Source organism: Geodermatophilus sp. SYSU D00815 (genome assembly GCF_054050035.1).
Genome location: NZ_JBJGYO010000003.1, coordinates 262,408 through 286,380 on the forward strand (window position 1 = coordinate 262,408; position 23,973 = coordinate 286,380).

Annotated in this window: 24 protein-coding genes; 6 read left to right on the forward strand and 18 right to left on the reverse strand. The window is 75.1% G+C overall.

Annotated features, from left to right (window positions below; all coding sequences use genetic code 11):
* The first annotated feature begins 90 nt into the window (after positions 1-90).
* Positions 91-2,199 carry a sensor histidine kinase gene (locus ACI78S_RS05830; protein WP_456971282.1) on the forward strand — a complete coding sequence of 703 codons (2,109 nt, stop codon included), beginning with the start codon at positions 91-93 and terminating at the stop codon, positions 2,197-2,199.
* A 26-nt stretch (positions 2,200-2,225) separates the two neighbouring features.
* Positions 2,226-2,870: a response regulator gene (locus tag ACI78S_RS05835; protein ID WP_456971283.1), complete on the forward strand. Its 645-nt coding sequence runs from the start codon at positions 2,226-2,228 to the stop codon at positions 2,868-2,870.
* Here the strand turns inward: ACI78S_RS05835 and ACI78S_RS05840 are convergent.
* The 4 genes from ACI78S_RS05840 to ACI78S_RS05855 form a co-directional block, all read right to left on the reverse strand.
* On the reverse strand, positions 2,867-3,109 hold the full coding sequence (locus ACI78S_RS05840) for a hypothetical protein (RefSeq protein WP_456971284.1): 243 nt from the start codon (positions 3,107-3,109) through the stop codon (positions 2,867-2,869). The genes ACI78S_RS05835 and ACI78S_RS05840 overlap by 4 nt on opposite strands.
* 98 nt (positions 3,110-3,207) lie before the next feature.
* Positions 3,208-4,446, reverse strand: a complete 1,239-nt coding sequence (locus ACI78S_RS05845) for a cytochrome P450 (protein ID WP_456971285.1) — start codon at positions 4,444-4,446, stop codon at positions 3,208-3,210.
* A 42-nt stretch (positions 4,447-4,488) separates the two neighbouring features.
* Complete coding sequence (locus tag ACI78S_RS05850) at positions 4,489-5,007, reverse strand: hypothetical protein (protein WP_456971286.1); 519 nt, start codon at positions 5,005-5,007, stop codon at positions 4,489-4,491.
* Positions 5,004-6,617: an SIR2 family protein gene (locus ACI78S_RS05855; RefSeq protein WP_456971287.1), complete on the reverse strand. Its 1,614-nt coding sequence runs from the start codon at positions 6,615-6,617 to the stop codon at positions 5,004-5,006. Before ACI78S_RS05855 ends, ACI78S_RS05850 begins: the two co-directional genes overlap by 4 nt.
* Positions 6,618-6,777: 160 nt before the next feature.
* On the opposite strand from ACI78S_RS05855, the gene ACI78S_RS05860 reads away from it, so the two are divergent.
* The gene (locus ACI78S_RS05860) at positions 6,778-7,950 is read left to right on the forward strand and encodes a hypothetical protein (protein WP_456971288.1); all 1,173 of its coding nucleotides are present in this window, start codon (positions 6,778-6,780) and stop codon (positions 7,948-7,950) included.
* A gap of 4 nt (positions 7,951-7,954) precedes the next feature.
* On the opposite strand, the gene ACI78S_RS05865 is transcribed toward ACI78S_RS05860, so the two are convergent.
* Positions 7,955-8,602 (reverse strand): hypothetical protein, encoded by a 648-nt coding sequence (locus tag ACI78S_RS05865; RefSeq protein ID WP_456971289.1) that lies wholly within the window; start codon positions 8,600-8,602, stop codon positions 7,955-7,957.
* A gap of 123 nt (positions 8,603-8,725) precedes the next feature.
* Between ACI78S_RS05865 and ACI78S_RS05870 the strand changes: the two genes are divergently transcribed.
* Complete coding sequence (locus tag ACI78S_RS05870; protein ID WP_456971290.1) at positions 8,726-9,565, forward strand: DUF1206 domain-containing protein; 840 nt, start codon at positions 8,726-8,728, stop codon at positions 9,563-9,565.
* On the opposite strand, the gene ACI78S_RS05875 is transcribed toward ACI78S_RS05870, so the two are convergent.
* From ACI78S_RS05875 to ACI78S_RS05935, 13 genes are all read right to left on the reverse strand, one after another.
* Positions 9,547-11,385 (reverse strand): potassium channel family protein, encoded by a 1,839-nt coding sequence (locus ACI78S_RS05875; protein WP_456971291.1) that lies wholly within the window; start codon positions 11,383-11,385, stop codon positions 9,547-9,549. The genes ACI78S_RS05870 and ACI78S_RS05875 overlap by 19 nt on opposite strands.
* Positions 11,386-11,397: 12 nt before the next feature.
* Positions 11,398-11,784 carry a DUF6394 family protein gene (locus tag ACI78S_RS05880; RefSeq protein ID WP_456971292.1) on the reverse strand — a complete coding sequence of 129 codons (387 nt, stop codon included), beginning with the start codon at positions 11,782-11,784 and terminating at the stop codon, positions 11,398-11,400.
* Positions 11,785-11,841: 57 nt separating this feature from the next.
* Positions 11,842-12,603: a 3-oxoacyl-ACP reductase FabG gene (gene fabG / locus ACI78S_RS05885; protein WP_456971293.1), complete on the reverse strand. Its 762-nt coding sequence runs from the start codon at positions 12,601-12,603 to the stop codon at positions 11,842-11,844.
* Positions 12,604-12,703: 100 nt separating this feature from the next.
* Positions 12,704-13,915 carry an acetyl-CoA C-acetyltransferase gene (locus tag ACI78S_RS05890; protein WP_456971294.1) on the reverse strand — a complete coding sequence of 404 codons (1,212 nt, stop codon included), beginning with the start codon at positions 13,913-13,915 and terminating at the stop codon, positions 12,704-12,706.
* Positions 13,916-14,089: 174 nt separating this feature from the next.
* Positions 14,090-14,353: a hypothetical protein gene (locus ACI78S_RS05895; RefSeq protein WP_456971295.1), complete on the reverse strand. Its 264-nt coding sequence runs from the start codon at positions 14,351-14,353 to the stop codon at positions 14,090-14,092.
* 5 nt (positions 14,354-14,358) lie between these two features.
* Complete coding sequence (locus ACI78S_RS05900) at positions 14,359-14,760, reverse strand: alpha/beta fold hydrolase (RefSeq protein WP_456971320.1); 402 nt, start codon at positions 14,758-14,760, stop codon at positions 14,359-14,361.
* A 313-nt stretch (positions 14,761-15,073) separates the two neighbouring features.
* On the reverse strand, positions 15,074-16,402 hold the full coding sequence (locus ACI78S_RS05905; protein WP_456971296.1) for an ABC transporter substrate-binding protein: 1,329 nt from the start codon (positions 16,400-16,402) through the stop codon (positions 15,074-15,076).
* Positions 16,403-16,462: 60 nt separating this feature from the next.
* On the reverse strand, positions 16,463-17,638 hold the full coding sequence (locus ACI78S_RS05910) for a branched-chain amino acid ABC transporter permease (protein ID WP_456971297.1): 1,176 nt from the start codon (positions 17,636-17,638) through the stop codon (positions 16,463-16,465).
* Positions 17,635-18,522, reverse strand: coding sequence for a branched-chain amino acid ABC transporter permease (locus tag ACI78S_RS05915; RefSeq protein WP_456971298.1), 888 nt, complete (start codon positions 18,520-18,522; stop codon positions 17,635-17,637). Before ACI78S_RS05915 ends, ACI78S_RS05910 begins: the two co-directional genes overlap by 4 nt.
* Positions 18,522-20,399, reverse strand: coding sequence for an AMP-dependent synthetase/ligase (locus tag ACI78S_RS05920; protein ID WP_456971299.1), 1,878 nt, complete (start codon positions 20,397-20,399; stop codon positions 18,522-18,524). The genes ACI78S_RS05915 and ACI78S_RS05920 overlap by 1 nt, the downstream gene beginning before the upstream one ends.
* Positions 20,396-21,223 (reverse strand): ABC transporter ATP-binding protein, encoded by an 828-nt coding sequence (locus ACI78S_RS05925; RefSeq protein ID WP_456971300.1) that lies wholly within the window; start codon positions 21,221-21,223, stop codon positions 20,396-20,398. The genes ACI78S_RS05920 and ACI78S_RS05925 overlap by 4 nt, the downstream gene beginning before the upstream one ends.
* Positions 21,224-21,459: 236 nt before the next feature.
* The gene (locus ACI78S_RS05930) at positions 21,460-22,245 is read right to left on the reverse strand and encodes an ABC transporter ATP-binding protein (RefSeq protein WP_456971301.1); all 786 of its coding nucleotides are present in this window, start codon (positions 22,243-22,245) and stop codon (positions 21,460-21,462) included.
* A gap of 272 nt (positions 22,246-22,517) precedes the next feature.
* A complete protein-coding gene (locus tag ACI78S_RS05935; RefSeq protein WP_456971302.1) occupies positions 22,518-22,883 on the reverse strand; it encodes an STAS domain-containing protein in 366 nt (121 codons plus the stop codon).
* 205 nt (positions 22,884-23,088) lie between these two features.
* Here ACI78S_RS05935 and ACI78S_RS05940 point away from each other — a divergent pair, with 205 nt between their 5' ends.
* Together ACI78S_RS05940 and ACI78S_RS05945 are read left to right on the forward strand one after the other, a co-directional pair.
* Positions 23,089-23,370: a hypothetical protein gene (locus tag ACI78S_RS05940; RefSeq protein ID WP_456971303.1), complete on the forward strand. Its 282-nt coding sequence runs from the start codon at positions 23,089-23,091 to the stop codon at positions 23,368-23,370.
* A 208-nt stretch (positions 23,371-23,578) separates the two neighbouring features.
* The gene (locus tag ACI78S_RS05945) at positions 23,579-23,947 is read left to right on the forward strand and encodes a hypothetical protein (protein ID WP_456971304.1); all 369 of its coding nucleotides are present in this window, start codon (positions 23,579-23,581) and stop codon (positions 23,945-23,947) included.
* Positions 23,948-23,973: the final 26 nt, after the last annotated feature.

Below are 23,973 nucleotides of genomic sequence, written 5' to 3' on the forward strand. Positions count from 1 at the left end.
CGCGCACCGCCGGGGAGGACGGGTCACGATCAGGTGAGCTGATCGTGGCGGCGAGCCGCCGCGGGCGATCCGGCAGGCAGGATGTCCGCCGTGCCGGGCGCGACCGCAGAGCCGTCCCGGGTGCCCCGCTGGGTGCCCGGGCTGCTCGCGCTGGTCGGCGTCGTCTGCACGACGGTGGCGATCGGGCTGGCGGTCTTCGGCGACGGCATCCCCGTCGACCCCGGCGACGCCATGCTGGGCCTGCTGTACCCGCCGGTGGCCGCCCTGGTCCTGCGCCGGCAGCCCGGCAACAAGGTCGGCTGGCTGCTGATGACGACGGTCATCACCGGCCCGTACCTGCTCTCGGCCGACTACGCGGTCGGCACCGCCCTCGAGCACGGCACGAACGGCCCGCTCGGCGGCTTCGCCGTCTGGCTCACCGCCTGGGGCTTCGCCCCGTACTACGCGATCATCGCGCTGGTCCCGCTGTACTTCCCGACCGGGCAGCTGCCCTCGCCCCGCTGGCGGCCGGTCGCCCGGGTGCTGGTCACCCTGGCCGCCACCGCCACGGTGGCGGCGATGCTGCGCCGGTCGTCGGACTTCTCCGAGGAGCTGGCCAACCCCCTCTCCTTCACGACCACGCTGGTGCCCGAGTACGCGCTGCGCATCGGCGCCATGGGCACCTTCCTGCTCGGGGCGCCGCTCGGCGTGGCCGCCCTCGTCGTGCGCATGCGCCGCTCGACCGGCACCGAGCGCACCCAGCTGCAGTGGCTGGTCCTCGGCGCGTCGGTGCTGCTCGTGTGCGTGCTCGGCACCTTCGTGCTCGCCGTGCCCCGGGCGGTCGAGATCGCGCTGTTCGCGGTGGGGTTCGCCGCGGTGCCGGTCGCGATCGCGATCGCCGTCCTCCGGCACGGCCTGTTCGACGTCGGCCTGGTCGCCAGCCGCGCCGTCGTCTTCACCGTGCTGTCGGCCCTGCTCGTCGTCGCCTACGCCGTGGTCATCGCGATCGCCGGCGAGCTGTCGACGGGCGAGCGGCGGATCGCCGTCGCGGTCGTCGCCCTCGCCGCGCTGGCCGCCGCCGCGCTGTGGGAGCGGGCGCAGCGCGCCGTCGAGCGGCTGCTCTACGGCGAGCGGCGCGACCCGCTGGCCGTGGCGCACCGGGTCGGCACGTCGCTGGACCTCGCCGGCGGCCCGGCCGAGGCGCTGCAGTCGCTGGCCGAGGAGGTCCGCCGAGCGCTGCGGCTGCCGCGCGTGGCGATCGTCCCGGCCGACCCGCGGCTGCCGAGCGCGGCGTCGGAGGGGCCGGGCCGCGACGACGGCGACGTCAGCGACCTGCCGCTGAACGCACTGGGCACCGACGTCGGCCGGCTGCACGTCACGCACCGCTACCCCGGCGAGCGGTGGCGGCGCACCGAGCGAGCGGCGTTCGCCGACGTCGCCCGCCGCGCGGCGATCCTCGTCTGGGCGGCCGGCCTCGTCGCCGACCTCACCGCCAGCCGCGAGCGGATCGTCGCCGGCCGGGAGGAGGAGCGCCGCCGGCTGCGCCACGACCTGCACGACGGCGTCGGCCCCGAGCTGGCCGGCATGGCGCTGCAGCTGGAGCGGCTGGCCGGCAAGCTCGCCGGCGACGAGCAGCTGGCCGGCCTGGCCGGGCGGCTGCGCGACCAGATGCGGCGCACCGTGGCCGCCGTCCGCCGGGTGGTCGACGACCTGCGCCCGCCCGCCCTCGACGAGCTGGGCCTGGTCGGCGCGCTGCGCGAGCACGTCGCCGCCTACCGCATGCCGGTGGCGGCCGGGGCGACCGGCGCCGATCCCGAGCCGGACCGGGTGACCGTCGTGGCCGGCGAGCTGCCCGAACTGCGCGCCGCGGTCGAGGTCGCCGCCTACCGGATCGCCACCGAGGCGGTCACCAACGCCGTCCGGCACGCCGAGGCCTCGACCTGCCGGGTGACCCTGACCGCCGAGGACGGCGACCTGGTCGTCGAGGTCACCGACGACGGCCGCGGCGTCCCCGACGACGCGGTGCCCGGGGTCGGCACCACCAGCATGCGCGAGCGGGCCGCCGAGCTCGGCGGCACGCTCGAGGTCGTCACCGCCGCCGGGGAGGGCACGACCGTCCGCGCCCGGCTCCCCTTGCACGCGATGGAGAGCCCGACGGACGACCGCCGGACGGACGACCGCCCGACGGACGACCGCCTGATGGACAGGGAGGCACGCTGAACACCGAGCTGGACACCCGGATCCGGGTGGTCGTCGTCGACGACCACCCCGTCTACCGCGACGGCGTCTCCGACGCGCTGGAGGACGAGCCCGACATCGAGGTGGTCGGCCGGGCCGCCGACGGCGAGGCGGCCGTCGCCGTGGTCGACGCGCAGCAGCCCGACGTCGTCCTCATGGACCTGCGCATGCCCGGCACCGGCGGGCTGCCGGCCACGGCCCGGATCGCCGCCACCCACCCCGGCACCTCGGTGGTCGTGCTGACGATGAGCGACGACGACGACTCGGTGTTCGCGGCGCTGCGGGCCGGCGCCCGCGGCTACCTGCTGAAGGAGTCGGAGGGCGCCGACATCGCCCGGGCGGTGCGCGCAGCCGCGCGGTCGGAGGCGGTGTTCGGCCCGCGGATCGCCGACCGGGTGCTGGCCTTCTTCGCCTCGTCGCGGGCCCGGTCGAGCGCGGTGCCGTTCCCCGAGCTGACCGACCGGGAGCGGGAGGTGCTCGACCTGGTGGCGCACGGGCTGTCCAACGGGGCGATCGCGCAGCGGCTGTTCCTGTCGGAGAAGACCGTGCGCAACCGGGTCTCCGACGTCCTCACCAAGCTGCACGCGGCCAGCCGGGCCGAGGCGGTGGCGCTGGCCCGCGACGCGGGGCTGGGCCCGGCGCCGGGGGCCTAGAGGCCGACCGGGACGTTGCGCGGCTCGTCGTCGGGGACCCGCCTCGACGCGGCGGCGGTCTGCAGGATGACCGTCCACAGCGCCAGGTAGTAGCCGGTGAACGCGCTGAGGAAGACGAACAGCGCCCGGCCCTCGGCGTCCCAGGCCTGCTGGACGCCGGTGACGACGCCGACGACGAGTCCGAGCACGGCCCCGACGGCGGTGCGGGCGCGGGCGGCTCGGCGGGACGGGGCTGCCATGGCGGTTCTCTCCTCGAGGACGGAACGGTTCGCTACGTCGTCGAGGCTGCCGGGCACCGCTTGCGCGGCACTGGGGAACGGCTTGACCGGCCGGCGGCTCAGTCGGAGCCGTGCACCTGCAGGACCACGCCGCTGGCCGGCTTGGCCGGGATCCGCCGCAGCGAGATCGACAGGTCCTGGTCGGGGACGTCGAAGCGCAGCCGCGCCAGCCGGACGGCGAGCGCCGACAGCACCGCGACGGTGATCTGCTCGCCGGGGCAGCGGTGCCCGGACCGCGGGTCGCCGGCGCCCTGGGGCACGAGCTCGAACGCGCCGATGTCCTCGCCGAGGAAGCGCTCCGGCCGGAAGGCGTAGGGGTCGCCCCAGACCTCGGGATCGTGGTTCTGCCCGTACAGGTCGAGCAGCACCAGCGCGCCCCGGGGGACGCGCTGGCCGTCCCACTCGACCTCGCGCGGGGCCCTGCCGCCGATGAACGGCGCGAACGGGTAGAACCGGCGGACCTCGTGCGCGAACGCCTCGGCGAACGCCGGGTCGCCGGAGGCCAGCCGCTGCCGGTGCTGCGGCCAGCGGATCAGCGCGTGCGCGGAGAAGGCGACGAACCAGGAGATGGCCACCGTCGGGCGGACGACGTTGAGCACCTCCACCGCGGCCACCCGCGGCTCCAGCAGCTCGCCGTCGGCGTCGCGGTGGTGGGCGACCACGTTGAGGACGGACCCCTCGGGCACCGCCGTCCGCCCCTCCCGGACGTCGCGCACGAGCTGGGCCAGCCACGCCTCGCGCCGGCCCCGGGCGCGCCGCGCCCGCCAGTGCCGCGGCCCGCCGGTGGCGAAGCCGTCGACCAGGGCGAGCAGGTCACGGGCGACGGCGGGCACCTCGTCGTCGGTCACCGGGACGCCGGCCCAGCGGCAGACCGAGCCCGCGAGCACCTTCGCGGCCTCCTCGAACAGCACGATCGACCGGCGCTGCGCCCACCCCCTGACCGCGTCGTCCCAGGCGGCCGTGGTGCGCTCGACGAGCGGGCCGGTCCCGTCCCCCATGAGCAGGGCGACGAACATCGACTTGCGCACCCGGTGCGGGTGGCCGTCGAGGGTGTGCACGGCGCCCTTGCCGAACAGCGTGCCGACCACCGGCTCCGGCAGCGCCCCCGAGGCGGTGGGCCCGCCGCGCCGGACGTGGTCCTCGTCGTAGAAGAAGCGGGCGGCGTCCGGCCCCTCCAGGGCCACGGCCCGCACGCCCATCAGCCGCGCGCGCAGCGTCCGCCGGCCGCGCCGCCGGCGCTCGTCGGGCAGCCACGCGTACCCCTTGGCCAGCATGCGGAGGCTGTCGTCGAGCGGCATGCACGACCCGTTCCCCGGCGGCCGGGGCGGCAACCATGATCGTCAGGACCGCAGCCGCCGGTTCCACCACCCGGGACGGCGGCACGCCCGCGCGCGCAACCGCTCGTGCTCGGCGTGCTGCAGCCGCACCAGCCCGGGGACCAGCGCGGGGACGAGCAGCAGCGGCCACCGGCGGCGGTCCTCGGTGAGCGCGGCCACCAGGGACGCCGCCCCGCCGAGGTGGACGACCGGGTTGTACCAGCGCATCAGCTCCGGCCCCAGCCCCTCGCAGTCCAGCAGCCACGGCAGGCCGACGCGGGTCCACCGGCGCGGCCAGCCGGCGAGGTGCGCCAGCGCCGCGGCCAGGCCGGTCGCGTTCACCAGCGCCAGCCCGGCCCCCGCCGACGGCGACCCCGCGGCGCGCTGCACGCCCGCGGTGGCCCCGGCCCAGAGCAGCGCGGCCGGTGCCGGGCCGACGACGGAGGCGAGCGGCAGGCCGACGCCCGCCGCGAGCTCGAAGCCCACGTGCCCGGCCAGGGCGGCCGAGGCCAGCCGGGTCCAGGGGCGGCGCGGCCGCCTCATCCGGGCCGCTGCTCCTGCCGGCGGTCGTCGCGGAGCCGGGTCGCCTCGTCGGCCGGGGCCTCGTCGCCGCCGTCCGCGACCGAGCTGCCGCCCCCCAGCCGCCGCAGCAGCGCCGCCACCTCGGCCCCCGCCCAGGACCGGTCGTCGTCCTCGGGCAGCCGCTCGGCGACCGACTGCAGCGCCTCGGCCAGCGCGGTCTCCTCCTCGCTGAGCAGCCCCCGGTACGCCGGGTCGAGCAGGTAGCCGGTCGGCGGCGTGGACAGGCAGCAGATGAGGTCGAGCAGCACCTCGAGGCGCCGGGCGGCCTCCGCCGGCGGGGTGTCGCCCGACGACATGGCGACGGTGTCGACGTCGCGCTCCCACAGCCGGGCCCGCGCCCGGTCCTCGCGCAGGGCCAGCACGGTGCCGCCGCGCCGCCGCGCGGCCACGCCGTCGACGTCGAGCGCGCTGCGCACCTGGTGCGCGATCCGGATGAGGTCGTCGTCGAGCATCGAGGTCCCCACGAACAGCACGTGCCGGGTGAGCAGCAGCGCGTGCAGCACGCCGGCCAGCGCCGCCCGGGCGTCGCCGAGCTGCAGGTACTCCTCGCGGGTCAGCACGACGCCGGCCGGGTGCGCCGCGTCGCCGTGCAGCTTGAGCAGCCACGGCGCCCCCGGCACGGCCTCGTCGTACGGCAGCACGGTGAGCTCCCGGCCGATGCCCCGGGCGGCGAGCTCGACGAGCGGGTCGTAGTTCGTGGTGACGAACTCCTGCACCGGCAGGTCGGCGACCAGCGCGTGGGCCAGGGCGTAGCAGCCCGGCCCGAAGCGCTCCTTCACGTACGCCTCGAGGTTGTCGCGGCCCAGCTCGCGGGCCAGCAGTGCGGCGGCGTCCTGGGCGGGCAGACGGGACAGGCCCGCGCGCAGGTCCTCGTCCAGCCCCGAGCGCTCGGCGAGCTCGGCGAGCAGCTGCTCCCACGTGGGCAGGCCGGCCGCCGCGCTCACCCCGGCGCCCACGAACACCGCCAGCCGGCCCAGCCGCGCGTCCTCGCCCAGCCGCTCGGCCACCGCGCGCAGCTCGTCGGGCAGGTCCCAGCCCTCGTCGGCGCCGCGGCGCAGCCGCTGGGCCGCGGCCAGGTCGCTGGGGCCCTTGAGCACCAGGGCGACGTCGAAGCCGTGCTCGCGCGCGGCCTCGCGCAGCACCGGGAGCAGCTCGCGCAGCAGGGTGCCGCGCTCGCCGGCGGCGCCGCCCCAGCCCGTGCCCAGCGCCGGCAGGCCCACCAGCCGGCGCGCCCGGCCGTGCACCGGCTCGGGCACCTCCCGGCCGGCCACCGCGGCCAGCGCCTCGCGGGCGCCGTCGAGCAGCCAGGGCAGCCCGCGGCCGCCGTCGTCGACGGTGTCGACCAGCCAGGTCCGGCGTCCGCCGTCGCCGGGCACCTCGAGCACCCGCTCCTCCCCCGCCCACGACAGCCCCAGGCAGGCGCCGTCCGGGCCCTCCTCGGTGACCAGGTCGTCGGGGAGCAGCTCGCGGAACCCGGGGGCCACCCGCAGCCGGCGGTCGGTGGGGACGAGGACGTCGTCGCAGGCGAGCCGGGTCAGGTCCGCCCCGACGACGAAGACGTGGCCGTGCACGCCGGAGCCGTACCCCGCCGCGCCGCCGGGGATTCGGCACGGAGCGGGCCGGGCCGCCGCGGCGGATGGGCGCGGGCAGGTCCTAGCGCGGCCCAGGTTTCCCGCAAGCGCCGTCCGGAGGCTGGACGCCGACGATCCGGACGAGACCCCCGAGGACCCGATGCGCCGCCCGCTCCGCGCCCTGCTGCTGCCCGCCGCCGCCCTTCTCGGCCTGACCGCCTGCGCCGTCGAGGTGCGCGGGACGGCCACCGCGGCCGCCGCCGGCGAGCCGTCGGCCGCCCCGGAGGGGGACCCGACGGGCGCTCCGGCCGACCTGCTCGCGGTCGTGCCGGTCGAGGACCGCCCCTCAGCGCTCACCCCCGACCTCGGCTCCGGCGCCTCCGCGGTGATCACTCCGGACGACGACCCCGAGGGCGGCCCGTCGCTGGTCCGCATCGGCCCGGTCGAGGACGGCGGCGGCCCGGCGTCGATCCAGGTCGTCGAGGACCGGCCGGCGCCCTCGGTGGGCCTGCCGCACGCGGCGCACACGGCCGAGGACGGCACCGTGGTGCTCGTCGGCATCCCGCACCCGGGCGACCCGCTGCGGCTGCGCGTGGTCTCCGTCGACGACGGCGTCGCGTCCGAGCCCGCGACCGTCGACCCCGGCCCGGAGGCCCGGTTCGTGCACACCGCGCTCTCCCCGGACGGGAGAACCCTCTACCTGCTCGTCGACGACGGCGGCACCGCCGAGCTCCTCGCGGCCGATCCCGCCACCGGCCAGGTCACCGCCCGCGCGCCGGTCGACCTGCTCACCACCGAGCCGGTCGAGGCCGCGGGGCTGGTGGCCACCCCGGCCGGCGGCCTGGTGGCGGTGTTCGACGCCGGCGGCGCCCCCGTCGTGGCCGAGTTCGACGCGGCCCTGACCCGCCGCGGCGAGCCGGTGGGCCTCACCACCGACGGCGCCCTGGGCAGCGCCCTGTCGATCACGCTGCTGCCCGACGGCCGGGCGCTGGTCGCCGTCGACGTCGGCACGGAGGACGCGCAGCGGATCCGGCTCGTGGCCGTCGCCGCCGACGTGCTGACCGACGTCGCGGAGCTCGGCGGCGGGTCGGGCACCGCCAGCTGGACCGGCGCCCTCGTCGTCGACACCGACGGCCTGGCCCACCTGCCCGGGCAGGTCGACGGGCGGCTGGTGGTCACCGTGGTCGACGTCGAGGCCGGCGAGGCGGTGGGTGACGTGCCGCTGTGCGACGACGGCGAGGTGACCACCGTCGCCGCGTCCCGGCACGGCTCGGTGGTCTACCTGGGCGGCGGGTGCGCCGCCTCCGGCGACGTCGTGTGGGCGGTGGGCTGAGCCGTCAGCCGAGCGCGCCGCAGCCGCCGGCGCCGCAGGCGCAGCCGGCGCACCCGGCCGGCGCGGGCGGCGGCACCGGGCGGGCGGCGGCGGCCCGCAGGCCGGCGGCGCCGACCAGCACCGGCACGGCCAGCACGGCGACGGCGAGCGCGGAGACGACCGTGCCGACGTCGGCCGCCCGCGACCAGCCCTGCGCCGCGCCGGTGGCGCCGAGCAGGCCGGTGACCAGCACCGCCCACACCAGCAGCGCCCAGCCGCCGCGGCGGGCCGTCCCGCCGCGGCCCAGCAGCGCGACGGAGCCGCCGAGGAGCAGCACCGGGACGGCGGCGAGCAGCACCCAGCCGGTCGCGGCCGCCGAGAGCGCGGCGACCGCGGCGCCGGCCACCCCGAGTCCGGCGGCGGCCGCCCCGAGCCCGCGCGCCCTGCGGTCGAGCTCGCCGGAGCCGGCCGCCCGCAGCACGATCACGCCGCGGACGAGCAGGAACACACCGGCGGCGGCGAGCAGCACCCGCCCCCCGGTCTCCGGCCGGAAGAGGGCTCCGGCCGCCACCGCGAGCATCGCCAGGCCGAGCGCCACCCAGCGGGGCCAGGCCCGCCGGGCCACGTCGGGGTCCGCCTGCGCGGTCAGGATGCCGGGTGCTGCGCTCGCCACGCCGCCCAGTGTCCCTCACCCGACCGGGCGGCCCGCCGGGCCCCGGGCATGACACGCCCGACCTCGGGTATCGCGCCTCCGGCACCGGTCGAGCAGCGGCCGGTCGGCGGGAGGAGCCCGTACATGAGCGCACAGGGAACCGCGGCCGGCCCCACCCGCCGCGTCGACGCCGGCGACGGCCTCGAGCACCTCGCCCGAGTGGGTCTGCTGGCCTACGGCGTGGTGCACCTCCTGGTGGCCTGGCTGGCGCTGCAGCTGGCCTGGGGCGGCGGCGGGCAGTCCGCCGACCAGTCCGGTGCGCTGGCCACGCTCGCGGAGTCACCGGTCGGCACGCCGCTGCTGTGGGTGATCGCCGTCGGGCTGATCGCGCTCGCCGCCTGGCAGGCCCTCGAGGTGCTGCGCTGGCGCACCGGGTGGTCGGCGTCCGGGCAGCTGCGCAAGAAGGCGCTGTGGAAGACGGGCAAGTCGCTGGCCAAGGCGGCCGTGTACGCGGCGCTCGCGGTCCTCGCCATCCGGTTCGCCACGGGCAACGGGCAGTCCAGCGCGCAGAGCCAGCAGGACACCACCGCCGGCGTCTTCGGCTGGCCCGGCGGCCGGTGGCTGGTGGGCGCGGTGGCGCTCGTGCTCGTCGGCATCGGCGTCCACCACGTCGTCAAGGGCGTGAAGAAGTCGTTCCTCAAGGAGATCGACCTCACCGAGGCGCCGCCGAGGGCGGTGCGCCTGATCACCCGGCTCGGCCAGACCGGCTACCCGGCCAAGGGCGTCGCCCTGGCGCTGGTCGGCGGGCTGCTGGGCTACGCGGCGCTCACCTTCGACCCCTCCAAGGCCCGCGGCCTCGACGGTGCGATGCGCACCGTCCTCGACGCGCCCTTCGGCGCCGTCCTGCTCACGCTCGTGGCGGTCGGCATCGCCGCGTTCGGCGCGTTCCTGCTCGCCCGCGCCCGCTACCCCGAGCGGACCTGACCGGCGGGCTCCGGCTCCCGCTCCGGGGTCCGGCTCAGCTTGCGCCAGATCCAGCTGGAGGGCACCCGCCGGCCGGTCACGACGTACTCGAGGACGGCGTCGACCACGAGGACGGTCGACAGCGAGCGGCGGGCCCCCGGCCGGCCGGCGAGCAGGATCTCGTCGTCGCGGGCGAGGACGAAGTCGGCGTCCGGCGCGAGGTGCGCCTCCTGGCCGCGCAGCACCAGCAGGGCGACGGCGTGCAGCGGGTCCTCCCGCGTCTCGGGGTCGCGCAGCAGCTGGCCCAGGGTGACGTCGCCCTCGGCCAGCCGGGCGTGCAGGGCCGGCGCGTCCTGGTGGTTGACCCGGACCTTCCACAGCGCCTGCAGCCGCAGCCCGCACAGCTGGTGCAGCCGGTCGACGATGCCGGCCGCCCACTCGTCACCCTTGGCCGGCATCTCCCGCAGGAACCGCCACAGCAGCGGGGTCGACAGCTGCGCGTAGACCTCGTGCGCGATCACCTCGGTGGGCACCAGCAGCGCGTCGATCCGCATCGCCCCGAACAGCGGCGCGCTGGCCGGCCGGTTCTGGCGGGCGGCCACGAACAGCGACCGGTTCACCCGGCGGGCCGCCGCCACCAGCGACAGGTTCGTCGTGTCGTTGTCGGTGCCGGCCACGAACCCGACGGCGTCGGCCAGCCGGGTCCGTGCGAGCACCTCCGGCTCGACGCCGTCCCCCACCACCAGGTGCTCCTCCCCCGTGCCGCCGTCCGGGTGCGGCTCGACGACGGTGACCTCGATCCCCTCCGCCCGCAGGTCGTCGGTGATCTCGCGGCCCAGCCGGCCGTACCCGCAGACCACCCAGCGCCCGTCGCGCGGCGGCCTCCCGCGCGGGGGCAGCGCGGCGCCGGGGCCGCTCTCCAGCCAGGTGAGCAGCTGGTAGCCGGCCGGTGAGCGCAGGGCCAGGCGCAGGTGGTCGCCGAAGCGGTCGAACGGGTTGACCACGCTGGGCGAGCCGAACGCCTCCATGCGCTCGCGCATGACGTGCGAGGTGGCCCGCGCGACCACCGGCAGGTCGGGGCGCAGCAGCGCGGCGGTCATGACGACGGAGAGGTTGACCTCCTCGTCGTCGGTGAGCGCCACCACCGCCTCGCACCGCGGGTGCCGCAGCCCGGCGACGGCGAGGATCCCGGGGTCGCGCGCGTCGGCGGCCAGCCCCGGCACGTCGCCGTGGAAGGCGTCGAGTTCGATCCCCTCGATCCGCTCGGCGGACAGGTCGACGACGACGAACCGGCGGCCCAGCCGGTCGAGCGCGTGGCCGAGCAGCTCACCGGCCCGGCCGTAGCCCGCGACGAGCACGAACGGCTCGCCGAGGCGGCTGACCTTGCGGCTGAAGTGCTGCAGGGCCAGGGCCTGGCGGAACGACCGGTCCTGCAGCAGGGCGAGCAGCGAGCCGATCGCGTACGCCCAGCCGATCACCGTCAGGTAGATCGAGACGGTGACCCACATCCGCTGGTTGTAGGTGAACGGGTACGGGATCTCCCCGAAGCCGATCGTCGTCGCGGTGTAGCTCATGACGTAGAAGGCGTCGAAGAAGCCCATCCGCCACGGCCGGCCCTCGGCGTCGACGCCGGGGATCAGGGTCAGCCCCAGCACGCTGACGGCGAAGATGACGATGAGCACGATCAGCGGCGCGCGCATCCGCCGCAGCACCAGGAACACGGCCTCCGAGGCCCGCGCGGCCGACGCCGCGGCCGCCCGCACGGGGGCCCGGCGCACCCGCCGCACGTCCTCGTCGCGCCCGAACAGCCGGGCCCAGAAGGTGAGCAGGGGGTTGCCCACGCCGGCCTCCGATCAGCTGCGGTGGAACGACACCGTCTCGACCACCAGCAGCACCACCGAGACGATGTTGGCCAACAGCGCGCCGCCCGACAGCGAGACGACGCTGGCCGTCCAGGACTCGGTGAGCCCGGCGGTGGAGACGTAGATCGCGTAGCCGTAGAGCAGGGAGGCGGCGATCAGCTGCAGGTCGGCGACCAGGCTGGTGGCCAGGTGCACCGCCCCGATCTGCGTGCGGTCGCCGAACTTGAGCACGGTGGCGATGAGGTTGACGACCACCGCGGCGAACAGCTCGTAGGGGTTGTGCAGGTCGGGATCGGAGATGTCACCGATGAAGAACCCGAAGTTCAGCGTGGCGGCGAGCACCACGAAGAAGCCGAAGACGACCTTCTCGAGGTTCACCCGGCCTCCTCTCCGCCCGCCGCGATCATGACGGACGGACGCGGAGGCCGCAGCACCTCAGGCCCTGGGGCCGCCGGCGACGTAGATGACCTGGCCCGAGACGAACCCGGCGCCGTCGCTGACGAGGAAGGAGACGGTGTGCGCGATGTCCTCCGGCTGCCCGGCCCGCTGCACCGGGATCGCCGCGGCCCGCTCGGCCACGTACTCGTCCCAGTCGCGGCCGATGCGGGCGGCCGTCGCCCTCGTCATGTCGGTGGCGATGAAGCCCGGCGCGATCGCGTTGGCGGTGACGCCGAACCTGCCCAGCTCGATGGCGAGGGTCTTGGTGAAGCCCTGCAGGCCGGCCTTGGCCGTGGAGTAGTTGGCCTGGCCGCGGTTGCCCAGCGCCGAGGTGCTCGACAGGTTGACGATGCGGCCCCACCCCGCCTGGGTCATGTGCTCCTGCGCCGCCCGGGTCATGAGGAACGAGCCGCGCAGGTGCACGTGCATGACCGTGTCCCAGTCGTCGTCGCTCATCTTGAACAGCAGGTTGTCCTTGGTGACCCCGGCGTTGTTGACCAGGACGACGGGCGGGCCGAGCTCGGCGGCGATCCGGTCGACCGCGGCCTGCACCTGCTCGGCGTCGCCGACGTCGGCGCCCACGGCGAGCGCGCGGCCGCCGGCCGACTCGATCGCCGCCACCGTGTCGCGGGCGTCGTCCTCCTTCAGGTCGACGACGGCGACGGCGAAGCCGTCGGCGGCCAGCCGCTTCGCCGTGGCCGCGCCGATGCCGCGGGCGCCGCCGGTGACGATCGCGACCCGCTGCGTCGACTCGGTCATGCTGCTCTCCTCGCTGCTCGCTGCGGACGAGATCTGCGCAGTGGTGGCCGTCAGCGGCCGATGGCCACCACTGCGCAGATCTCGCGGGGGAAAGGTCGGGTCAGACCCGCTCGAAGACCGCGGCCAGGCCCTGCCCGCCGCCGATGCACATCGTCTCCAGCCCGTAGCGGGCCTGCCGGCGGTCCATCTCGCGGGTCAGCGTGGCCAGGATCCGCCCGCCGGTGGCGCCCACGGGGTGGCCGAGGGAGATGCCCGAGCCGTTGACGTTCATCCGCTCGAAGTCGGCCTCGCCGAAGCCCCACTCGCGGGTGACGGCGAGGACCTGCGAGGCGAAGGCCTCGTTGAGCTCGATGAGGTCGATGTCGGACAGCTTCAGGCCGGCCAGCTCCAGCGCCTTGGCCGTCGCCGGGACCGGGCCGATGCCCATGGTCTTCGGCGGCACGCCGCCCACACCCCACGAGACCAGCCGGGCCAGCGGGCGCAGGCCGAGCTCGGCGGCCTTCTCCGGCGAGGTGACGACGCAGATCGCGGCGCCGTCGTTCTGCCCGCTGGCGTTGCCCGCGGTGACCGTCGCCTCCGGGTCGTCCTTGCCCATGATCGGGCGCAGCTTGGCCAGCGTCTCCGCGTTCGAGTCGGGGCGGATGTGCTCGTCGCGGTCGACGACCGTGTCGCCCTTCCGGCCGGTGATGGTCACCGGGACGATCTCGTCGGCGAACCGGCCCTCCTCGGTGGCCGCGGCGGCCCGCCGGTGCGAGCGGACGGCGTACTCGTCCTGCTCCTCGCGCGAGATCTTGTAGTCCCGCCGCAGGTTCTCGGCGGTCTCGATCATGCCGCCGGGCACGGGGTGGTTCCTGCCGCCGGCGGTGACCCGGCCGCGGGCCAGCCCGTCGTTGAGCAGCACCCCGGGGCCGGCCTTGACCCCCCAGCGCATGGCCACCGAGTAGAACGGCGCGTTGCTCATCGACTCCGCGCCCCCGGCCAGGACGACGTCGGAGACGCCGTTCTGCACCTGCATCGCCGCGTAGAGCACCGCCTGCAGGCCCGACCCGCAGCGGCGGTCGATCTGCAGCCCGGTGGCGGTCACGGGCAGGCCGGCGTCGAGGGCGGCCACGCGGCCCAGCGCCGGGGCCTCCATCGTCGGGTAGCAGTGGCCGAGGACGACGTCGTCCACCGACTCCGGCGGCAGGCCGGTGCGCTCCATGAGCGCCCTGATCACCGTGGACGCGAGGTCCTGCACCGGCACGTCCCGCAGCGATCCCCCGAAACCCCCCACCGGGGTCCGCAGCGGCTCGCAGATGACCGCATCTCGCACGGTGCTCCTCCTCGTTCGTCGTCGTCCGGCTCGTCGGACTGCCCGCCCCCGAGTCTGCTCCACGGGGCCGTCCCGCGTACCGGCAGGTTCGGCGGACGGCGGCGGGCTCCCGGGCGGTCGCTCCTCGGAGCGGGCCGTGCCGGCCTCCGAGGGCGGGAGCCGGGCAGGGACGGCTCAGGCGAACCGCTCGACGAAGCTGAGCGCCGTCCGGGCGACCTGCCGCCAGCCGGAGTCGATCGTGAGGGCGTGCCCCCGGTTCGGCATCTTCACGATCTCCGTCACCCCGGGGTTGCGCCGCTGCAGCTCGTAGGCGGCGTGCGCGATCGCCCACGGCACCGTGCGGTCCTCCTCGCCCTCGATGATCAGCAGCGGGCCGCGGTCGGGGTTCCGGGTGTCGACCTTCGCCTCGGTCCACGGGTTCAGGTTCGCGGTGCTCATCTGCACTAGCGAGATGCCGGAGCCGGCGACGTGGTGGGTGTCGTAGAGCTGCCGAGCCTCCTGCTCGTCCAGCGCGTTCGCCCAGCCGTACCGGAACTGCTCCCAGGTGAGCGTGATCGCGCGCCCCTCGTGCGCGGGTCGGCCAGGAACGGGCCGACCCCCTTCAGGACGGACACCGGCAGCGGCAGGACGCCGCGGAAGACCCCGGGGTCGATGGCCACCGTCGCCGCCGAGGGGCCCCGGCCGGCGACCACCTGCGCCAGCAGGCCGCCGGTCGAGTGCCCCAGCACCGCCGGCTTCCGGTCCAGGGCCGCGATGACCTCGACGGTGTGGTCGGCGACCTGCCCCAGGGTCCTCCGGGCGAAGACCTCCGGGTTTCGCCCGTGCCGCCGCCACCGTCTCCGGATCGCCCGGCCAGTCCGGCGTCAGCGGCGCGTAGCCGGCCTGCTCGAACAGCTCCGCCCACGGCGCCCAGCTGCTCGGCAGCAGCCACAGGCCGTGGATGAGCACGACCGGGGTGCGACCGGAAGCGTTGGCCGCCTCGACCTCGCGACTCCCCCGCTCCGACAGCGACGACACGGCGAGCTCCCCTGGTCCGGGTGACCTGCCGACGAGGATCCGGCGCGCGGGCGCCCGCGCGTCACCCACCGGGGACGACGTGCCCGGGGCAGGCGCGGCGGCCGGCTCCCGCTCGGGGACCCGGCCGCCGCGGGGGCGGGGTCAGCCCAGGTCGACCTCCTCGTAGCAGGGGCCGGTGAAGTCGTACCCCTCGGCGGTCGGACCGGTGTAGGCCTCGACCACCGGCGCCAGGCCGGTGCTCGCGGCCGGGTCGATCCGGCTGATGTAGGTGGCCCGCGACGCCGCCTCGTTCGCCCCGCCGGCGTAGTTGCCCGAGCCCTCGGGCAGGACGCCCTCGAAGTCGACCTCCTCGAGGTTCGCGGCCGCCTCCCGGAGGCCGGCCCGGGTCAGGTCACCGTTCTCGGCGGCCGCCTCCAGCGCGGCCTTGAGCGGGTAGGACCAGAACCAGCCGGACAGGTAGTACTCGTTCGGCTGGACGTCGCCGAGCGCCTCCCGGGCCGCGACGTGCGCGTCGGTCTCGGCGTCCCACGGACCCCACGGCCCCAGGTGCTGGAACGCCGCCTGGAACGCCGGCGCGGCCGGCGACTGCAGGATCGCCGGGTTCCAGGTGGGCGACGACCCCATGAACTGGCCCTGGTAGCCGCCCGCGACGGCCTGCCCGACGACGGTGGCCACGTCGGTGGGGCCGGCCGAGATGACGACCAGGTCCGGGCTCTGCTCCAGGATCGCGGCGACGGCGGCGGCCTGGTTGTCGGGGCCGGCCGTCGTCTCGACGTCGGTGAACTCGAGGCCGTTGGCGTCCGCGGCCACCTTGGCCCCGGCCGCGGCGTCGCCGCCGAAGTCACCGGCGTAGTGCACCGCCATGACCGACTGGATGTCGCCGTTCTCGACGGCGTAGTCGACGCCGTTCATGGCCTCGGCGCAGTAGGTGGCGCCGCTCTCCACGATCACGTCCTGGAAGAGGTACAGCGAGGTCCACCCGGCCGGTGCGGCGATGATGTCCTCGGCGTCGAGGTCGTCGACGATGGCGGCGGTCGGCGGCGAGCCCAGGGTCTGCGCCAGGGCCAGGATGTCGGGCTTGATCTCCTGGTAGACTTGGTTGGTCACCTGCGGGTTGTACTGGTTGTCCCGGACGTACTCGGTGACGTTGACGTCGTAGCCGCCGATGCCGCCGTCCTCGTTGACCCGGTTCCAGAACGCCTCCTGCCCCTCGATGATCAGGGGGCCGGCCGCGGCGAACGGGCCGACGGTCAGGTCGGACAGGGTGCCCAGGTAGATGCAGCCGTTGTCCTCGTTGACCGCGTCGGGGCAGGGCTCGCTGGTGACGCCGACGTCGGTGGCGATGTCGCCGCCCTCGCCGCCCTCGCCGCCGCCGCCCCCGCCGCCGTCCCCGCCGCGGCAGCCGGCCGCCAGGACGGCGACTCCGGCCAGCGCGGCAGCGGCGACCCTCCGCCGGTGCGTGCTCCTCATGGGGTGCTCCTTCCCTGCCGGCACCGCTGCCGGCTGAACGCGTGCGACGTGGTGGTGCGGCTAGTAGCTGAAGGGCCAGGCCTTCCAGTAGTTGCGGAACCGGATCCAGAGCCCGAACAGCCCGCGCGGCTCGAAGATCAGGAACAGCACGATGAGCACGCCGTAGAGCAGCGTCTCCACCTGGAAGACGTTGGGCGTCTCGGTGGCCGAGGAGGACAGGAAGGGCAGGTACGCCGGCAGCTCGCGGGTCAGCCGCGGCAGCAGCGCGATGAAGAACGCGCCCATGATCGAGCCGGAGATCGTGGCGACGCCGCCGATCAGCACCATCGCGATGAACTGCACCGAGACCAGCAGCCCGAACGACGACGGGTCGATGTAGCCGAGGATCGAGTACCACAACGCCCCGGCGCAGCCGGCGTAGAAGCTCGACACCACGAACGCCCGGCGCTTGGCCCGCCGCACGTCCACGCCGGTGATCTCCGCGGCGATGTCGCGGTCGCGCACGGCGGCGAAGCTGCGGCCCATCGCCGAGCGGGCGATGTTGCGGCCCACCACGGCGAAGACGACCAGCAGCACGAGCATCAGCCAGTACATCTGCTGGTCGCCCGAGAACGACTCCGAGCGCCGCGACAGGTCCGTGCCGAACACCACCGGGTCCGGGCCCTGGCGGCCGACGCCGACGCCGCCGGTGAGCGAGTCCCACTCGCGGAAGAGGTGCTCGCCGATGAAGACCAGGCCGAGGGTGACGATGGCCAGGTAGAGCCCGCGCAGCCGGCTGGCCAGCGGCGAGACCAGCAGCCCGAGCAGCGCCGCGACGACGCCGGCGGCGAGCAGCCACACCGGCAGGAACGTGATGCCCAGGCCCCACACGTCGTCGTCGGTGGGGTCCCCCGAGACGACCGACGCGGTGTAGGCGCCCACCCCGATGAAGAAGGCGTGCCCCAGCGACACCTGCCCCGCGTAGCCGGTGACCAGGTTCAGCCCGATCGCGCCGATCGACAGGACGCAGCCGATGGCCAGCAGCCGCAGCATGTCGTCCGGGAACAGGAAGGGCGCGAGCACGGCGAACACCAGCAGCACGCCGAGGCCGGCCTTCTTGGCGCCGGTGTTGAGCAGCGCCATGTCCTGCGCGTACGCGGTGTACATCGCCGGGCGGCCGCGCGGGCGCCGGGTGCGGCCACGGCCGCGGGCCGGCTCCGGCGTCGACGTCCCGGTGCGGGGCTCGGTGGTCGTCACACCCGTTCGACCTCCCTCGTGCCGAGGAGCCCGTAGGGCTTGACGAGCAGCACGATGAACAGGAGCACGTACGGCGAGACCAGCGCGAAGTTCTGCCCCAGCCAGGGCGCGACGTCGTCCTGGTACGCGGCGACGAAGGACTCGAACACGCCGACGGCGAGCCCGCCGATGACGGCGCCCTCGATGGAGTCCAGGCCGCCGATGATGATCGCCGGCAGCGCCTTGAGCGCGATGATCCAGGTGGACTGGTCGACACCGCCGCCGGTGCCGACGAAGGCGCCGGCCACCGCCGCCAGCCCGCCGGCCATGGCCCACGACAGCGCCATCACGCCGCCGACCGAGACGCCCTGCACCAGCGCCGTCTCCTGGTCCAGCGAGGCCGCCCGCATGGCCAGGCCCCAGCGGCTGTAGCGGAAGAAGGCGAAGAGGGCGGCGACCACGACGACGAGGACCAGGATCATCGCGATGTAGCGCTGCTGGATCCGGATCCCGGCGACGTCGACCGTCGTCAGCCCCCACGGGTCGCCCACCTGTCGCACGTTGGCGCCGATGAAGACGTTGACGACGACCCGGATCGCGATGTCGAGACCCAGCGTGATGATCGCGACCACGAACACCGGCCGGCCGATCATCGGCCGGATCGTCGTCCGCTCGACACCGAGCCCGACCGCCGCCATCGCCAGCGCCGCCAGCGGGACGGCGAGGTAGAACCCGACCGGCCCGGCGAGGTAGCTGACCAGCACCGCGCCGGCCAGCATGAGCGCCGGCTGGGCGAAGCTGATCACCTTCGACGACTTGTAGATGATCACGAAGCTGACGGCGAGCAGGGCGTACAGCGAGCCGAACCCGAGCCCGCGGACGAAGGTGGAGACGACCTCGGCCATCAGTGGCGGCCCCCGCCCGGGTACATCGACTCGACCAGGTCGGCGAAGCGGTCGGCCATCGCCGAGCGGCGCACCTTCTGCGTCGCGGTGAGCTCGCCGTCCTCGTGGTCGAGCAGTTTCGGCAGCAGCCGGAAGGACTTGATCTGCTCGACGGTGGCGAGGTTCTTGTTGACGTCGGTCACGATGCCCTGCACCAGGTCCCTGACCTCCTGCTTCTCGGTGAGGTCGCGGTAGGTGGTGAAGGCGATCCGGTTCTGCTGCGCCCAGTCGGAGACGGTGTCGGGCTCGATGCCGATCAGCGCGGTGAGGTACGGACGGCGGTCGCCGATCAGCACCGCCTCCTTGATGTAGGGGCTGACCTTGAGGGCGTTCTCGATCTCCGACGGCGCGATGTTCTTGCCGCCCGCGGTGATCATGATGTCCTTCATGCGGTCGGTGATCCGCAGGAAGCCGTCCTCGTCCACCACGCCGACGTCCCCGGTGTGCAGCCAGCCGTCGCGGTCGATGGCCGACGCCGTGGCGTCGGGGCGGTTCCAGTAGCCGAGGAAGGTCGCCGGGCCGCGGGTGAGCACCTCGCCGGTGAGCTCGTCGATCCGCAGCTCCACCGCCGCGTGCGGCACGCCGACCGTGCCGAGCTTCCAGCGGCCCGGCTTGTTGGCGGTGGCCGACGCCGTGTTCTCGGTCATCCCGTAGAGCTCGTAGATGGGGATGCCCAGGCCGAGGAAGAACTTCAGGACGTCGAGGGCCACCGGCGCGGCGCCGCAGCCGGCCCAGCGCACCCGCCGCAGGCCCAGCCGCTCGCGCAGGGCGCGGACGACGAGCACCCAGGCCAGGGCGAACTTGGCCCGGGAGCCGGCGGTGTGCCGGCCGCCGGTGCGGGCCAGCGTCTCCCCCACGGACGCGGCGAGGGCCAGGCCCGCGCGGCCGAGGGCACCCTTGAACGGGCTGGCCGCGGCCTGCTTCACCTGGACGGTGGCCAGCAGCTTCTCCCAGATGCGGGGCACCGCGAAGAAGAACGTCGGCTGGATCTCGCGCAGGTTCTCGGGGACGGTCTCGATCGACTCGGCGAAGTTGACCTGGATGCCGGTGGCGGCGTTGTTCCAGGTGGTGAAGATGCGCTCGGCGACGTGGGACAGCGGCAGGTAGGACAGCGCCAGGTCCTTGGGGCCGGCCGGCGGCTCGACCAGTCCGGGGCCGGTGAGCGCGGCGATGGTGGCCTCGACGTTGGCGACGCTGAGCATCGCGCCCTTGGGCAGCCCGGTGGTGCCCGAGGTGTAGATCAACGTCATGAGGTCGCCCGGCCGCGTCTGCGCCATGGCCTCCTCGACCGCGCCCGGGTGCGCGGCGCGGTGCTCGCGGCCGCGCGCCAGGAAGTCGTCCCAGTGCAGCAGCCGCGGGTCGTCGTAGCGGCCGCGGATGCCGCGCGGCTCGACGTAGACGATGTGCCGCAGCTCCGGGGTCTCGGCGGTGACCTCGAGGGCCTTGTCCACCTGCTCCTGGTCCTCCGCGACCAGCACCGTGGCACCGGAGTCGCGCAGCAGGTGCACGACCTCGGCGGCCGGGTTGGTCGGGTAGATGCCGACCGTCGCCGCGCCGATCGCGACGGCGCCCAGGTCGGCGGTGAGCCACTCCTTGCGGTTCTCCGACTGGATGGCGATCCGGCCGCCGCGGGTGACGCCGAGGGCGAGCAGCGCGTGGCCGACGTCCTGGATCTCGTCCCAGTACTCGGCCCAGGTGGTCTCCCGCCACAGGCCGAACTCCTTCGACCGCATCGCCACCCCGCCGGGGGTGGCCACCGCGCGGTCGCGGATGCGGGTCACGACCGTGGTGGTCGCGGTCGACGCCGTGCCGGCACGGGGGTCGGCGGTGGTGGTCACGGAGCACCTCCTGCTACCGCGCTGCCCTTCGACCGGCGGCCGCCGCTCGCGTGGTCCTCGCCGAGGTAGGCCTTGATGACGTCGGGGTTGCGCTGCACCTCGGCCGGCGTGCCGGTGGTGATGGGGACGCCGAAGTCCACGACCATCACGCGGTCGGCGAGGTCCATGACCAGGCCCATGTCGTGCTCGACCATGATCATCGGGATCTGCAGCTCGTCGCGGATGTCGAGGATGAAGCGGGCGGTGTCCTCGGTCTCCTCGAGGTTCATGCCGGCGACCGGCTCGTCGAGCAGCAGCAGCCGCGGCCCCATGGCCAGGGCCCGGCCGAGCTCCACCCGCTTCTGGATGCCGTAGGGCAGCAGGCCCACGGGGAAGGCCCGGTAGGCGGCCAGCTCGAGGAAGTCGACGATCTCCTCGACGGCGGCGCGGTCGGCGAGCTCGCTCCTGCGCGCCGGCCCCAGCCAGGCGGCCGCGGCGAGCATCCCGTACCTGACGGTGTGCGCCCGGCCCAGCATGAGGTTGTCGATCACCGTCAGGTTCTCGAACAGCTCGATGTTCTGGAACGTGCGCGCCAGCCCGCGGGCGGCGATCCTGTGCGGCCGCAGCCCCAGGACGTCCTCGCCGAGGAAGCGGACGCGGCCCTCCTGCGGCCGGTAGACGCCGGAGAGCACGTTGAAGATCGACGTCTTCCCGGCGCCGTTCGGACCGATCACGGCGAAGAGCTCCTGCGGTCCCACCGTGAAGGACACGCCGTTGACCGCCGTCACGCCCTTGAACCGCAGGGTGACCTCGCTGACCTCGAGGACGGGCTCGGCACTCGTCACGACGTCCCCCGTTCGCTCCCGCGGGGCGCTCCGCTCCTCGCTCGTCCCTCGCTGCGATGCTCACGCCCCGGTCCGCTCACGACGTCCCCCGTTCGCTCCCGCGGGGCGCTCCGCTCCTCGCTCGTCCCTCGCTGCGATGCTCACGCCCCGGTCCGCTCACGACGTCCCCCGTTCGCTCCCGCGGGGCGCTCCGCTCCTCGCTCGTCCCTCGCTGCGATGCTCACGCCCCGGTCCGCTCACGACAGCCACCGCTTCCGCCGCCGGTAGTGCTTGACGTCCCGGAACGAGCGCTCGGTGCCCTCCGCGCCCAGCCCCAGGTAGAACTCCTGGATGTCCTCGTCGTCGCGCAGGGCGGCGGCGGGCTTGTCCATCACGACCCGCCCGTTCTCGAGCACGTAGCCGTGGTCGGCGATCGACAGCGCCATCGAGGCGTTCTGCTCCACCAGCAGCACCGTGGTGCCCTGCTCGTTTATCGCCGTGATCAGGTCGCGGATCGAGCCGACCAGCTGCGGCGCGAGGCCGAGGCTGGGCTCGTCGAGCAGCAGGTACCGCGGGTCGCTCATCAGCGCGCGGCCCATGGCCAGCATCTGCTGCTCGCCGCCGGAGAGGTAGCCGGCCGTCTGGGTGCGCCGCTCCAGCAACCGCGGGAACAGGTCGAAGACGCGCTCCAGGTTGGCGGCGCGCTGCTTGGGCTTGGTGTGCGCGCCGATCCGGAGGTTCTCCTCGACGGTGAACTCGGCGAAGACCCGGCGCCCCTCCAGCACCTGGCTGATCCCCCGGGCGACGATCTGCTGGGGGTCGAGGTGGTCGATGCGGTCGCCGTCGAGCGTGATCCGGCCGCGGGTGACCTCGCCGTGGTGGATGTCGAGCAGCCCCGACAGGGCACGCAGCAACGTCGTCTTGCCCGACCCGTTGGCCCCCAGCAGCGTGACGACCTGCTTGTCGGGGATCTCCAGGCTGACCCCGCGCAGGACGAGGACCACGTCGTCGTAGACGACCTCGAGGTTCTGGACTGCGAGCACCGACCGCCCCTCGTGCCGAACGTTGCAGCTGGCAACGAGAGTGACCGGGGTCACTCTCCTCGTGTGAGCCGCGACACTAAGGTGACGAAGACGTCCGCTGGAAGGGTGTAGTCACTCCAGTGAGTGCATTCGTTACACCGCCGTGATCCGTCCGCGCGGGCGGCCGCCGACGGGCCAGCGGGAGTGCCGCCGACCGGACCAGCGCACACCGATGCAGCGGACGGCGGGCCGCCAACGCGGCGCCGCCACCCGCGGTGGGGAGCCCGGGATGCCTAGGCGGGGCGGGCGGCGCCCTGGACGACCTCGACGGCGAGCAGGTCGAACAGGCCGGTGATCTGCATCGGGCGGACGACGGCCCGGCTGGACGCGAGGACGCGCAGGCGGACGCCGTCGGCGACGGCGCGGCGGTGGACGGCCGCGAGGACGCAGAGGCCGGCGGAGTCGAGGAAGGTCACGGCGGTGAGGTCGACGACGAGTTCGCGGGCGCCGCCGTCGAGCAGCCGGTCGAGCTCGGCGCGCAGCTCGGGGGCCGACGAGGAGTCGACCTCGCCGACGGTGGAGACGTGGGCCGTGGCGCCGACGACCGTCGAGCTGAGCGCGAGCAGGTCGCCGGAGGGCGGGTCGAGTGTTGCGGTCACGTGCACCTCTTCACCTCGAGGTCCGGACCAATGGGGAGCGATCGGCGTCGGGGACGACGGACGACTCGACACTGGCAGTGCACGGCTGGTGGTTGAACCGCTGCCCCGACGGTACGGACCTGATCACTCCCCCGCAAGGGACCGCCGCGAGGTGGGTTGCGCACCACCGATCCGTGCGCGGACGGCCGTCGCGGATACTGGATGCGTGGCGAGACGCTGGCTGCTCGGAGGTGCCGTCTGGGCCGTGCTCACCGGCCTGGCGTTCTGGCTGCTGCACCCGGTCCTGGCCGCGTGCGTGGGCATCTTCGCCGCCACGCTGGTCGTCGTGGCCGCCGTCAGCGGCGACTGGGAGAACCACTCGACGTTCGAGCAGCGCGAGCTCGCCCGGGCCCGCAGGCGGGCCGCCAAGCGGGAGCGGACCAAGGAGGCCCGGGCCCGCGACCGCGAGCGGTGGGAGGCGCACCAGGCCCGCAAGGCCGGCCGGTAATCCGTTCGACAGCCGGCGCGGCGACGACCTAGCGTGCCCGGCGTGTGGAACTCCCTGCGGCTGCGCCGTTCCTGAACGGCTCGCGCCGAGCGGCCCGCTGAGCCGCTCCCGCCGGCACCCCTGGTAGCCGGCCCTCGCTCCTCCCCTCTCCCGGGTCGTCGCACGTCCTCGCGCGCCCGGGCCCGCGCCTGCCCGCAGGAGGCCCGCCTTGTCACGCCCTGCCCACTCCCCCGCCGACGGCGCCGCCGCGATCGCGCGCGCCGCCCTCCCCGCCGACGAGGCCGCCGGCTTCGACCGGCTCACCTCGACCGTGCTCGCCTCGTCGTCGCTCGGCCCGGCCCTCCGTGCCGCCCTGCCCGGTACCGCCGGCATCCGCTGGCTGCACGCGCAGGGGCTGCCGCCGACCGCCCGCCCCGGGACCCTCACCGCCGAGCAGTGGCTGGCGCTGCACCGGTGCTGGACCACGGCCGGACGGGCGCCGGCGCCCGGGGCGCCGGCATCGCGCCGCCCGGGCGGCCGGTCGTCCAACGGCCACGGGCACGCGCCCGGGGCGATGGCCGCGCCCCGCTGGCACTGACGGACGCGGTCGATCACCGGGTCGTC

Bases quoted from the DNA above. Each gene is read 5' to 3' on its own strand.
- ACI78S_RS05915 (WP_456971298.1), bottom strand. From the start codon at position 18,522: ATGGCCGAGGTCGTCTCCACCTTCGTCCGCGGGCTCGGGTTCGGCTCG.
- fabG (WP_456971293.1), bottom strand. From the start codon at position 12,603: ATGACCGAGTCGACGCAGCGGGTCGCGATCGTCACCGGCGGCGCCCGC.
- ACI78S_RS05845 (WP_456971285.1), bottom strand. From the start codon at position 4,446: ATGCCGCTCGACGACAGCCTCCGCATGCTGGCCAAGGGGTACGCGTGG.
- ACI78S_RS05895 (WP_456971295.1), bottom strand. From the start codon at position 14,353: ATGAGCACCGCGAACCTGAACCCGTGGACCGAGGCGAAGGTCGACACC.
- ACI78S_RS05870 (WP_456971290.1), top strand. From the start codon at position 8,726: ATGAGCGCACAGGGAACCGCGGCCGGCCCCACCCGCCGCGTCGACGCC.
- ACI78S_RS05850 (WP_456971286.1), bottom strand. From the start codon at position 5,007: ATGAGGCGGCCGCGCCGCCCCTGGACCCGGCTGGCCTCGGCCGCCCTG.
- ACI78S_RS05840 (WP_456971284.1), bottom strand. From the start codon at position 3,109: ATGGCAGCCCCGTCCCGCCGAGCCGCCCGCGCCCGCACCGCCGTCGGG.
- ACI78S_RS05905 (WP_456971296.1), bottom strand. From the start codon at position 16,402: ATGAGGAGCACGCACCGGCGGAGGGTCGCCGCTGCCGCGCTGGCCGGA.
- ACI78S_RS05860 (WP_456971288.1), top strand. From the start codon at position 6,778: ATGCGCCGCCCGCTCCGCGCCCTGCTGCTGCCCGCCGCCGCCCTTCTC.